Genomic DNA, 13,056 nt, shown 5'->3' on the forward strand with positions numbered 1-13,056 from the left:
TTATCTACCAGATCGCATTAATTCGCTTGGCCTAGGGACTTCCAATTACCTGACTTTCTTGATTCGTATCCTCAGGATCATTGATCACCGCAACCAACACGCCATCGCGTAACTTGAAAGAACCTGAAGCGGCGACACGTTCGCCGGCGGACAGCCCAGAGTAAATCACAATCTCATCTCCAACCATCCCGCCGGCTGCAACCTTACGAACGTACCCTCGAAATTTATCTTCTTTATCTGGCGCAATGACGAACACCTGATCACCCTCAGGCCCCTTTCTCAGACTGCTCACAGGAACCGTGACGGCCATACGCGGCAGACCGATTGGAACTTGGACGCGAACTGAGGCACCTGGTGCAGGCATATTCGCTACATGCGTGATTCGCGCGCGCACCATGGCGTTACGTGTCGCAGGGTCAATCCGTGCGTCGAGGGCAACGATCTGAGCCTGAATCGGAGATGAGGTCCCAGAAACAAACACCTCAACATGCTCACCTTCCCGCAGACCTGCCGCAACCTGCTGCGGGACCGTGAAATCCACATGCACAGCATTGTCGACCCCTTGGAGCGTTGTGAGTTCTGTACCTTCATTGAGATATTGACCAGGATGCACATCCGCGATCCCTATGCGCGCACGGAATGGAGCGCGGATTGTTTTACGAGCAATGATGGCCTTGGTGCGGGCAATCTGCGCCATCGCAACATCACGGTCCGCACGTGCACGATCGACCTCTTCCTGAGACGTGGCAAGATCGTGACTTAAGAACCGTCTGCGGTCGAGCACCGCCTTCGCAAGTGATGCCTGCGCCAGTTGCGCTTTCAATTCGGCTCGCTCGACAGACACGTCAAGGGCAATCAGCAACGTACCTGCCTCAACGACCTGTCCCGGAACGAGCTTCACCCGCTGAACCGTCCCCGGAAGTTCATTACGCAGAGTGATGGAACGCAGGGCCAAGACTGTTCCAATCGAGGTGGTCGTCGCTTGATAAGCATACTCGCGCGCCGTTGCAGCCTCCACCGATTCAATCGGTTCCGGTTGATTGGCTGCATTGGCTTTGGATTCCTGTATGGATGCGTATTTCCACGCAGTCAGGCTCATGCCGATAGCAAGGATGACGAGAAGGAGTAGAGAGGATCCAATCCAACCACGACGGCTCATGATTTATGCCCTCCTGGGTTTTTGATGTATGAATCCATCACCATACCCCGACATGAATTATGTTGCCTTGACATCCTTTTCTATCTCCGCTTCGTTTACCAATATAGAAAATACTCATGAGTATTGTTCCCTTTTGCGCCTTCATTCAAAGAGATCGCAAGGGCTATTCCAAAAGAAATATTCTAGCACAGAGGTGTTAAGTCATTGTAAAAAAAGGGATTGAGATACCACTCTTAAGAATACGCTATCGTGACTAGCAGAAATTGTATAATACTGACTGCCGATATTTCGGCACATGCCGAAAACTCGGCGTCTGTATGTTGCTTAACCCAGAGGAAGGAAATGCCGGCACTACCTGGAGAAGAGACGAGCTTAGGAAGGGCGAGAGAGACCAAGCCTTTGCATTTTAGATTGAAGAGTGGTTCGCTTTATGCCAAGCTTGGCGGCTGCACCAGACCTGCCGCCGATAACCCAGTTGGCATCCCTGAGAACGGTCAAAATATGTTCGCGTTCGGCCTGCACCAACGTCGACGATGAACGCGACGACGGCTGTTGAGCTTGGCTCAATTCGCTCAGCGGAACGAATAAATCAGTCCCTTGTGTCAGAATAACCGCGCGTTCAACAAAGTTTTCCAGCTCGCGTACGTTTCCAGACCAAGGATATTTCTGGAGCGTATTCATGGCTTCCGACGGAATTGTCTCGATGGATTTCTTCATGCGTCTGGCGAACTTTTGAGCAAAGTGTCGGACGAGCATGGGAATATCTTCCACGCGATCACGCAACGGAGGCATGGTTATGGGAAAGACATTGAGGCGATAGTACAAATCATCGCGGAATTGCCGTTGGTCAATGAGGCGGGATAAATGGCGGTTCGTTGCAGCAATCACCCGGACATTGACGCGGATTGTCTTTGTACTCCCCAGCCGTTCGAACTCTTGCTCTTGCAGCACACGAAGTAGCTTCACCTGAAGTTCGAGAGGAATTTCTCCGACTTCGTCAAGAAAGAGCGTACCGCGGTCAGCCAATTCAAACCGGCCGACCTTTATGGCAATAGCGCCTGTAAATGCGCCCTTTTCATGTCCAAATAGTTCACTTTCGAGTAATCCGGTCGGAATCGCGGCACAATTCAACTTCACAAAGGTCCTATCCCGCCGTTCACTCATACTGTGAATCGCGCGCGCGATTAATTCTTTACCGGTACCGGTTTCACCTTGAATCAGAACAGTCGAATCGGTCGGAGCAACAACTTTTGCTTGATTCAACACCCGTTTTAGCGAAGAACTTTCCCCTAAAATTTCCTCAAAATTGTAATCGGCCCGGATTTCATCTTCCAGGTACAGTTTTTCTTTCTTCAATTTGTCCTTGAGTTTTGCAATTTCCCGGTACGCCAGACCGTTCTCCACGGCAATGGCTATCTGTTGCGCAACCTGATTCAAAAGCTCACTTTCCGTTGACGTGAAATCTCTGTCATGCGACCGCATCACATCTAACGTGCCGAGTACCTTGGCATGAGACAACAGAGGGACGGAACAGAGCGAACAAATGCCTTGGTCCAGCAGCCGTTGAGTGACCTCAGATTCCCTGGCTAATTTTTCTAAATCATGCTTCCGGTAAATCACCGGCTGTCCACTCGTAATCGCCCCATCCGACGGACATTTACAATCTGGTGAGGCGAGGCCTTCCTCGAAGGACTCCTCGTCTTTTACGAAGTCCAACACATGCACGCGATAGCGTCGAGTATGGACATCGTATAACACCAGCGCCGATCCGTCGTGCTGAATAACTTTTCGTAAACACGCACTGACTGCGATAAATACATCCCGTAAATCCAAATGCGAGACCACCGCGTTGTTAACTTCGAGCAGAAGCCTCATACTGTCCCGTTCGTGTTGCAGGTGCTGTTCAGCGAATTGAGCGCTCTCGGCGTGCAACACGTTATCCACGGCAACCGCCACTTGTTTGGCCACCTCCTGCATAACATTGATCTCGCCCTCTTGATAGACACGCTTTCGCAGGCTCCCAAATCCCATGGCGCCCAGGCGCCGCTGCGCGGTTGTGAGAGGAACGACACAGAAGGATTCCATGCCATGCTCACGGAACAGCTGCATCAATGCCGAAAACCGGTGTTCACGTGTCACATCTTCAATCATCACGGGATGTTGTGTTTTCCACACCAATCCACCAGGAGTGTCATCTACGGGCAACTCTATCCCAGGCCTGATGGTGTTGGGGTGCGACGAGACAAAAAGCCAAAGGCGCATGACGTGCCGTGTGGGTTCATGCAACACGACATAAATAAAATCAAATGGAACAATGGGCGGCAATCGTTGGGCCAGATCCTGAAACAACTCGCCAAGATCGCGATGCGAGGCGATAGACTCTGAAACCGCGAGTAAGAGACGCATCCGGTCTCGATCATGCGCCAAGGCTTGGTGATGAAGGACATTATCCACTGCAACCGCGACCAGCTTCCCTATTTGCTGGAGAAAGGCCAGATCATTTTCAGCATAGGCGCCAACTTCTAGGCTCGAAAATCCCAAGGCTCCTACGCGCCGGAGCGCCGTAGTCAGCGGAACCATGCAGAACGAATTCGTTCCGTCTTCCTTCATACGCTCAAGAACCCTCGGCCAGCGATATTCTCGAGCAAGATCCGGCACAAGGATGGGGTGTTGGGTTTGCCAAACGACACCTGCAGGAGTCTCGTCAACCGGCTCTTCATGCCCGCCCACGAGATCGGCGGGAATATTGGCCTGGATGGTGTGCAATCGCATGGCGTGGCATACCGGATCGTAAAGCGACAAGGCTACGAAATTGACGTGGACCACTTGCGGAAGTCGATGGGCAAGATCACGAAAAAGTTCATCCAGGTCTCGATGAACAGCAATGGCTTCCGAAACCTCCAACAAGGCCCGGTACTGCTCGATCTCTAGGTCAACGGTTCGAGGAAATGAAAGGGATTTCATATGCTAGTATTATGAACCTGGGCCTCACATCTCTGCAACTACATGATACTCGATCGCCATGACGCTTAGAGCAACACCGGATCCTCCTCGAAAGACCATTCACTGCCAAGAGCTTTGTAGGCTCATGCGTCAGAAATCTCCTTCCTTGACGTAGCGGCAGCTTTGGCAATCTCTTCAATAATAAAGGAATACACGCAATGGCGTGCTTCAGAACCATGCACACCGTCGCGCCTCAAAACAGTAATGTCAGCAAGACGCTGCTCACACCTGCCAGACTTTCACCAGCGACAAGCCCCGCCGCCAACGCCATGAGAAATCGCTCCGACCAGGTTTGAGTATATTTCATCAGGAATGCACCAAGAAGTGCACCAAGAAAAAGGGATAGTGAATTCCAGGCAGGAATCACAAACGCCAGCCCCATCGTCGAGGCACTGGGAAACCATGTACTGATATGTGGAGACAGACTTTCGGTAAGAAGAACCATTCCTACTCCCACAAAACCGGCAATCAACATCGCCATCAAACTTCCCGGAGGAATGCTCTCAATGCCTTGCTGGAATACTTCAGCCACGGCTTTCCAGGTTGCCACCGCAGGCGCTGGCCATTCAATTGTTAGCAACATCGTTTGCGGGTCTGGAATTAATACTAGATACACCGCACTGCCCACCAGCGATCCAGTCAACACTCCGAAAACCTGCGCCAGTGCTTGAAAACGGGGAGAGGCACCGATCAGCAATCCTGTTTTCAAATCATGAAGCAAATCCGCACATTGGCCTGCCGCCCCTCCCGTCACATTGCCGGCCATCAAATTACTCGTCACGTTGCCTGGATTTAGTAGCCCAAAAGTCAGTTGGGTCACCTTTCCCATGGCACCGATAGGCGTAATCCCGGTTTCTCCTGAAACCCGACCTGCTACGATGGCCAAGACAAACGTCAACAGGACAGCGAAGACAGCGAGAATCCATGAAATGTGAAAGAATGTCACTTGAGTGAACACCGCAAATACCAAGGAAACACCAAGACCTAACATAAACCACCGACGCGGCACCTCATACGTATTCTGTTGAATAGAACGATTGTCCATGCTCATACGATCTCCTCGAGTCTGAACGAACAGCCTTCGCCATGAACACACAAACGATGTTAGGGACGACAGAACCATCATGGTAACCCCCGGCCACAGTAACCACTCCACCATTGGACCAAACCAATAGCCGGTTTCAGGAAGGTGTTCTGTTGGAATCCACCCTTGGATTACAACCCATGGGCCGAGAATCCCCCAAGCGAGAATCGCACCAATGAGGAGAGAGAGCCCTGCGCGAATGCCGATGATGGCCCCAAACCCGATCATTAAGAGGGAGGGGTCAAGAACGAATCCAAGATTACTCAGCGAGGCTTTAGAGATCCCCGTACTCTTAAGAATTCCCTTCAACGGAATGGCCCAATCAACAGTCATTTTGGGAATCGTCACAATCGCTTCGTTGATGAATTTTAACAGTCCGGCTATTCCTCCAGCCGTCAGGAGAACTTTGACCCGAGCAAGGGCTTCTCCCCCTTTCCCATAGATTTCCTTGACGGTTTCTGCTGTGGCCACTCCGGCAGGAAACGGCAATTGGTCACGAAGAAGCATCTGTTGCCGTAGACCGATCGCGACGACAATGCCGATGAGACTCACGGAAAAGACCCAAACCGATAATAGAGACCATGGCAATTGCTCACCAGTCAGCATGGCTAAAGCCGGGATGGGCGCAACCAATCCTGATGAGATAATCGATGCAGCCGAGGAGGCCGTGGTTTGATTGATATTATTTTCAAGGAGCCCCCAGTTTCTGGTATGCGCAGTCGTTTCAAACACTTTCCAAAAAGCAAAGCTGAGGAGGGCCGCAGTAATGGACATATTAAACGTCCAACCGATCTTCAGCCCGCTATAAATATTACACGGAGTCAGAAGGGCTCCTAAGATCATTCCTGTGGCAATCGCTCGAAGTGTCAGCTGTGGGTTGGTGGTATCAGGATGGGGGAAGATGACGACATCACGCCCTACAATGCCATAAGGAATAAATTGAGAAAAGTTTCTGATTCTCATGAACTGGAACCAGGCCCCATATTCCCACTATGGTGAAAGATGGCAAACATGAGGACGCGTGGGGCACACATGAGTGTGTCTTCTGTACTGGAGATTATCGTCCTTCCTCGTAAGCCGTAGGAAAAGACGCTTCTTCAATCGGCTGCGTGGGGAAATCGCTGACCGTCCCTAACGTATCACGATCTCTCCAAAACACCGGTTCACTCCGCATATAGATAGCCAGTAATTCGGCAATCGCATTCAGTGAACTCAGATGCGTGCGTTCATAGCCATGGGAAGAGTCTACACCGAAGGTTATAAGTGCCGTTCGAATATCGTTTCCCGCTTCCACAGCTGACGCACTGTCACTTCGGTAATCACAAAAAATGTCTCGCTGAAACGGGATACTGTGCTCCGAGCATAGTGCAATGAGACGACGAACTAAATGATAATCAAAAGGCCCGGCAGAATCGGCCATGGCAATGGTCACTCCAAATTCACTCGACGCTTGGAATGGGGCAGGGGTCCCATTGTCAATCGTGACCATTTCAGCGACATCACCATGCAGAACGGCCGATGCCCCAGACCCCACTTCTTCTGAAATTGTGAAGAGGAGATGGCAATCCACCGGCAGTGTCGAGCCGGAATCAAGAATAGCTTTGGCTGCAGCCAGGATTGTCGCGACGCCGGCTTTATCATCTAGATGTCGCGAGTTAATAAATCCATTGGGCCCCATTTCCGTTGACGGATCTATGGCAAGGAAATCGCCAATATTGATTCCAAGTTTCTTGAGATCTTGCTCGGTTGATAACGGTTGGATAAATACTGGACCATCAGAGACGGCTTCATCGAGACGTACTTCGACATTGGCCCACGCGACAGGCTGCGTGTCGATTTCGTCACCATACGTATGCCCCGACGCCTTCAACGGCAAAATCGTCCCACGATACATACCGGTTTCGGTAAACAGCGTCACACGACAGCCTTCGGCAAATCGGCTGGACCAACTTCCTATCGGCACAATGGCCAGTCGACCGTTGCTCTTGAGCCATTTGACCATGGCACCTAACGTATCCAGGTGCGCGACAATCGCTCGATCCGGCGTACGGACCTTCCCTTCCATCGTGGCACGAATGGCTCCCCGCCGTGTGAGTTCAAAGGGAATCCCTAATTGATTGAGTTCATTTGATACCGTGTGCACAATTTGATCGGTATATCCTGTCGGACTTGGCGTGGCTAATAAACCTTGAAGCATCCGCGTGAGATAGTCTGTATCAATATTGAGTTTACTCATAATCTCCCTTGCTGTCACAGATAGCTACGTGACATTCATCGATGCTTGGTTTGAGGAAACAACAGGTCAATAAATCGTTCAGCCGTTGGTTGTGGGTCATGATTGGCAAGACCAGGCCGCTCGTTGGCTTCGATGATGACATACTCGGATTTTGAAACATGTGTCACAATAAAGTCCAACCCAACGACGGGAATAGCCAGGGCTTTGGCCGCAATCACGGCAGCTCCCGCTACATCAGGATGAATGTTTTCCGTGACATCATGAATCGTCCCACCGGTATGCAGGTTGGCCGTTTTTCTCACGGTGAGAGCCTTGCCTTTTGGCAAAATGTCACTGAGTCGATATCCGGCTTCTTTGACGCACCGTTTGGCTTCACGGTCCAAGGGGATACGACTTTCTCCACCCGTCACTCGCGCTCGCCGCTGACTTTGCCTTTCGATCAACTGCGTAACCGTATGCTTCCCCGTTCCGGTAATTTTGGGCGGACGTCGGACTGCTGCCGCAACGACCTGATAGTTAATCAACACGATGCGCAGGTCTTCCCCTTTCACATATTGCTCTAAGATCACCTCATCGCCAAACGTTCTAGCATGAGTAATCGCCGCGTCCATTTCCTTTTTCTTACTGACATCGACACTCACACCGTTTCCTTGTTCTCCCAACAGCGGTTTCACCACAATAGATTGGTATTGTCGAAGAAACTCATGATTTTTTTTCCGTCCATCAGCAACCATTTGCGCTGGAACGGACAATCCGGCCTCTTTCAATAATCGCTGCGTAAGGGTTTTATCGGCGCACCGGCTCATGGCAATGGCTGTGGTCAGTTCGGATAATGATTCTCGACATGTGATAGAGCGACCGCCAAACGTCAGTTTAAAATACCCGGCCTCGACATCCAGCACCGCGACATCAATACCTCGACGTCTGGCTTCATTGACAATGATCATGGCATAGGGATTGAGCCGCCGATCAGGCGATGGGCCTGAAAATAATTTCTCATTGATCCGATTTCGTGTTTTGACGGCAAAAGCAGGAATGCGATGAAACCCAAGCTTCCGGTACAACGCAATGGCCTCATGGTTATCATGCAATACCGAAAGATCCAGGTAATGACACCCTCGAGCTTTCATACGTTCTGCCACCTGCCGAATCAACGCCTCTCCCACTCCAGGATGGTGCGTTTGCGGATCAACCGCGAGAGCCCATGTACTACTGCCTTTTTCTGGATCATCAAAAATTGCACAATGATTGACGCCCATAATCACACCAATCACCTCATTCGTCAGCTGGTCTCTGGCAAGGAGATACCATAACTTCCGGGAGCGACGATGTTTCATGAGAAAGTCATACTCAACGCCAACCATATTTCGTGCCGAATAAATTCTATTCAGCGAATCAACATCAACTTGAGACCGGACAGGGCTGATGACGAATCCTTGCTTCTGATTCGAGACCGATTGATAGTCAGCCAGCCAGAGACGAAACGTATGGGAAGGATCAAGAAACAGTTTATGAGGACGAAGCGCTAAGACTACATGGGGATCTCGTAAATAAAAGGCGATGTCGCGTCGCCCAGCACGCTCTTTCAAGAGCGTGGCCGCAACCTCTTCAGGCTCGACAAAGGTATGGGCAAAGATCAATCGACCCCACCCACAATCCAAGACGACTTTTGGCTTAACCCGACGGCCTTGATAGGTCGCTGGACCAACTTCCCAACTTTTGACGGTCGGTCCGATCGGTCGTTGACGTTGACGAGGCATAAAAAACTCTTTAAGAAAATTAATCTGGTTAGGCTTGATGAGTCTGCAGCCACAACTCTAACAGCCCAAGCTGCCAGAGCTTTGAGCCACGCAGTGGCGTAATGTGCTTATCAGGCTGTTGAAATACTTGATCAACGTAGGCTTGTTGGAATAATCCGCGACTTTGACTGGCTTTCGACGAGAGGGCATCTTGCACCATCTCCAAATACGGTCCTCGGAGATATTTTAAGGCGGGAACCGGAAAATACCCTTTGGGTCGATCAATCACCTCAGAAGGGATCACCCGACGAGCCACCTCCTTAAGTACACCTTTTCCCCCTTGCGCAATTTTCATTTCCGCCGGAACTCGAGCGGCCAGTTCAACGACTTCATGATCTAAAAATGGGACTCGAGCTTCCAAGCTCCACGCCATCGTCATGTTGTCAACACGCTTGACCGGATCATCCACCAACATAATCGTGGTATCAAGCCGTAAGGCTTGGTCAATAGCTCTGGATGCTCCTGGCTGTGAAAAATGTTTTTCCACAAAACGCTGACTATGATCCTCTTGGTGGAATCGCGAATGTACGACTCGGCAGAATTCCTCTTGCTCACGATCAAAAAAGACGTTCCGATAGTCCATGACAGGGTTGTGACTGTTCAACATTGGGGGATACCAGTGATAGCCGGCAAAAATTTCATCGGCGCCCTGACCACTTTGGACCACCGTTACATGCTTCGAGACTTCTTTAGAGAGCAGATAAAATCCGATGGCATCATGACTCACCATGGGCTCGGACATGGCATGGATGCAATTGAGAAGATTCGGTAAGACGTCGTTCGAGTCGACGGGAAGCTTATGATGTTGGGTCGAAAATTCTTTGGCAATAATATCAGAATAGAAAAACTCATCACCCTGTTCTTCCGCGACGGTTTCAAAACCTATTGAAAACGTATTCAACCCTGTGGCCCCTTCAGCAGCCAAAAGTCCCACGATGAGGCTTGAATCTAGCCCCCCAGATAACAGAACGCCAACCGAGACATCCGCAACAAGTCGGCGGCGGACAGCCGTCCGTAGTCCATCATAGACACGATCTTCCCAGTCTTGTTCGGTCAGATTTTTTTCATCGTCACGGGGGTCAAACGAGAGTTGCCAATATGGCTGATGTCGACGCTCTCCGGTTGGTTCAATCACCATCATCGTGCCAGGCTCTAATTTCCTGACACCTGCGAGTAACGTATAGGGAGCGGGGACAACAGCGTGAAACATCAAATAATGATGAAGGGCGATAGGATCAATGTCCGTGGAGACGCCGCCTCCGGCTAAGAGTGCCGGTAAGGTGGACGCGAACCGAAACTGTGTCGATGATTCGGTATAATACAGAGGTTTAATCCCGAGACGATCTCTCGCCAGCAGGACCCGCTCTGAATCTCGCTCCCAAATGGCAAACGCAAACATCCCATTCAAACGGTGAATAAATGCTTCACCCCACGCATGATAGGCCTTGAGAATCGTTTCGGTATCACCGTGCGAAAAAAACGTATAGCCTTTTTGTTCGAGTTCTTTTCTCAATTCCTTATAGTTGTAAATCGCCCCATTGAACACAATACCAAGGCCCAACTGTGAATCGACCATGGGCTGTTGCGACGATTGCGTGAGATCAATAACCTTCAGGCGTCGATGCCCAAACCCTAATCTTCCTTGGGTATAGATCCCCGCCCCGTCAGGGCCACGATCCGTCATCGTGGCACTCATGGCCTTCAACCCTTCGGGATCCACAGGATTATCAGAAAAGTTTATTTGCCCGAGAATGCCGCACATACGTTATTGATACCCTCACAAACCTGAAGAATAGTATGTCATTCGCCAATCAACCGTTGTTCTATTGAATACTTTTACCACGTACATACCGTGCTTATCCTGAATATGAAGGAAAGCACACCTTAAGAAAAGCCGTGTGAATGAATGGCTCATGTTTCAATGGGATAGTCACTACAGAAAGGAATATTCACCCTAATAATTTAATCGTAACATTGTCAAACGAGTGGAAGTGAATTTTTCATGAAAAATTGAAATATATACCGTAAAACAGAAATGTATTTTTTCAAATACGCCATCGTACATAAAATTGTGATGAGTTCCCTTGATGCAACCTCAAAACGCATATGCTCAACGACAACGAGAAGTAGGAAAAAAGTCGTTCGTTCAACCATTTTTATTTTGGATATACGGATGATTTCAAATATGCCGTTCGAGCCGTAGCACACGCTTGTTCGACGAACTCGCTGGTAGTCATTATTCCATGCCACCGCGTTGTCAAAAAGGACGGGAAGCTCTCTCATTATCGTTGGGGAGTGGAGCGGAAGCAGAGATTACTAGAACGTGAAGGTGCTCGATATTCTTTATTCAATGATTGGAATTTTCCAATTGCATAATAACTATAGTCCAGGATAAGAGCAGGCAGGGTTCTGATGGAGAACCGATCACTGAAATTCAGGGTACCTCGAAAGTAATAAAGGCCCTGCCGTATTTCTACGACAGAGCCTTTGGCTTTCAGAATTAGTTGGTTGCGGGGGAGGGATTTGAACCCTCGACCTTTGGGTTATGAGCCCAACGAGCTACCAGACTGCTCCACCCCGCGGAGTGATAGTAGACGAGCCTCATGTTCCAAGTCAATGCACCGATCAGGATTGTCTACTTTAGGCATTTCTAGGGTCTGTGCTATGTTCACTGACTATGGTGTTAGCAGGAGTCTTCGGAACAATCTTGTGCATCGCCATTATTTCTGGCGATTGGTATCAATTCACGAGTCTTCGTGATTCCGCGAGTCGCTACGGGTGTCGCCTTGCGCGACGACGTGACTCCATTACACTGTCAGGATCAAGTAATCTTCACAAGCACTTTACAAAGTCAGGCTTACTAGAACTCCCTCATGGATTAGCCCGTTACCTGCGAGACCAGAATCTCATCATCATTCGGCCCTACTATCACCTCTTTTCAATGCGATTCCGGACCGCTTGGCCCTTGAAAGGGACAATTGAAGTTCAATCAGATGGGAAAGGTCTTCTGCTTGAATTGATCAAACGTACGCCATGGTCCTCTGCCGTGATTACCATACTATGGATGGGCATTGTGGTGATTGGCACCATCACCTTTGTTGTGATGTTTGCCATGGACGGCGGGTTTGGAACGGGGAGTGGGATGATGTTGGGAATCGGGATTGTAGCGCTGGGAATATTGGTATTAATCTTTGGACTCATCCTCTTGTCATTGGCCTACCGACTTGAAGATCAACGACTCCTGCAAGTCTATCAAGAATTGCAGGAAAAGTTAGGGGACAAGAAAAACTCTACAACTTAACTCGCAATTTTCTGGGTAGGTGGGATGTAGTTCTTGTTATTCGTGACCGTTCCACTTCTCAAGTGCAGTACTGACCCTACACAGGCTCAACATTGGTTTCTTGGAGTCGCCCTTCGATTCAGAATTTTGGTGTGGGTTTCCATTGTGATTCTTGTAACCACGGGAGCAATGCTTTTATCCAATCACGTAAATTTTTCTGCTTCAATTTCAGATTGGCCGTTTTCAGCGATGATCAAACTTGTCTTAATCTTCCTGTTGATCGTGACATCCATCACGCATGATCGAATCATCGGACCAAAAGTACGAGCCCTCAAACAACAAGTTCCCGAAAAGTGGACCAGGTGTGATCAGGTTCTTGTACGATTTGCACCATGGATAGGCCGGATGACAATGATTTTAGGATTAGCGGTTGTCTTGGCGGGTGCGATGCTAGTGCGAAGTTAAGCTTGTGAAGTCCGGCAGTATCATGTCCTC

8 protein-coding genes, 1 tRNA gene and 1 pseudogene are annotated in these 13,056 nt (G+C 49.7%); 3 read left to right on the forward strand and 7 right to left on the reverse strand.

Going from position 1 to position 13,056, the window contains the following annotated elements:
- Positions 1–31 precede the first annotated feature (31 nt).
- The 6 genes from ACWHX8_RS19705 to ACWHX8_RS19730 all read right to left on the reverse strand — a co-directional run bounded on the left by ACWHX8_RS19705 (position 32) and on the right by ACWHX8_RS19730 (position 11,043).
- Complete coding sequence (locus tag ACWHX8_RS19705) at positions 32–1,159, reverse strand: efflux RND transporter periplasmic adaptor subunit (RefSeq protein WP_447969842.1); 1,128 nt, start codon at positions 1,157–1,159, stop codon at positions 32–34.
- Between the two features lie 372 nt (positions 1,160–1,531).
- Positions 1,532–4,123, reverse strand: a complete 2,592-nt coding sequence (locus ACWHX8_RS19710) for a sigma 54-interacting transcriptional regulator (protein WP_447969843.1) — start codon at positions 4,121–4,123, stop codon at positions 1,532–1,534.
- 232 nt (positions 4,124–4,355) lie between these two features.
- Positions 4,356–6,209, reverse strand: coding sequence for an OPT family oligopeptide transporter (locus ACWHX8_RS19715; RefSeq protein WP_447969844.1), 1,854 nt, complete (start codon positions 6,207–6,209; stop codon positions 4,356–4,358).
- Between the two features lie 94 nt (positions 6,210–6,303).
- Positions 6,304–7,482 (reverse strand): osmoprotectant NAGGN system M42 family peptidase, encoded by a 1,179-nt coding sequence (locus tag ACWHX8_RS19720; protein WP_447969845.1) that lies wholly within the window; start codon positions 7,480–7,482, stop codon positions 6,304–6,306.
- Positions 7,483–7,517: 35 nt separating this feature from the next.
- Positions 7,518–9,242: an N-acetylglutaminylglutamine synthetase gene (gene ngg, locus ACWHX8_RS19725; protein ID WP_447969846.1), complete on the reverse strand. Its 1,725-nt coding sequence runs from the start codon at positions 9,240–9,242 to the stop codon at positions 7,518–7,520.
- 28 nt (positions 9,243–9,270) lie between these two features.
- Positions 9,271–11,043: an N-acetylglutaminylglutamine amidotransferase gene (locus ACWHX8_RS19730; protein WP_447969847.1), complete on the reverse strand. Its 1,773-nt coding sequence runs from the start codon at positions 11,041–11,043 to the stop codon at positions 9,271–9,273.
- Positions 11,044–11,468: 425 nt separating this feature from the next.
- Between ACWHX8_RS19730 and ACWHX8_RS19735 the strand changes: the two are divergent.
- Positions 11,469–11,657: pseudogene (locus ACWHX8_RS19735) on the forward strand (methylated-DNA--[protein]-cysteine S-methyltransferase); the annotation flags it as partial.
- A gap of 129 nt (positions 11,658–11,786) precedes the next feature.
- On the opposite strand, the gene ACWHX8_RS19740 reads toward ACWHX8_RS19735, so the two are convergent.
- Positions 11,787–11,863, reverse strand: a tRNA-Met gene (locus tag ACWHX8_RS19740).
- A gap of 95 nt (positions 11,864–11,958) precedes the next feature.
- Here ACWHX8_RS19740 and ACWHX8_RS19745 point away from each other — a divergent pair.
- Both ACWHX8_RS19745 and ACWHX8_RS19750 read left to right on the forward strand, forming a co-directional pair.
- Complete coding sequence (locus tag ACWHX8_RS19745; protein WP_447969848.1) at positions 11,959–12,582, forward strand: hypothetical protein; 624 nt, start codon at positions 11,959–11,961, stop codon at positions 12,580–12,582.
- A gap of 42 nt (positions 12,583–12,624) precedes the next feature.
- Positions 12,625–13,026: a hypothetical protein gene (locus ACWHX8_RS19750; protein WP_447969849.1), complete on the forward strand. Its 402-nt coding sequence runs from the start codon at positions 12,625–12,627 to the stop codon at positions 13,024–13,026.
- The last annotated feature ends 30 nt before the right edge of the window (positions 13,027–13,056 follow it).

Source organism: Nitrospira sp. M1 (assembly GCF_965152605.1).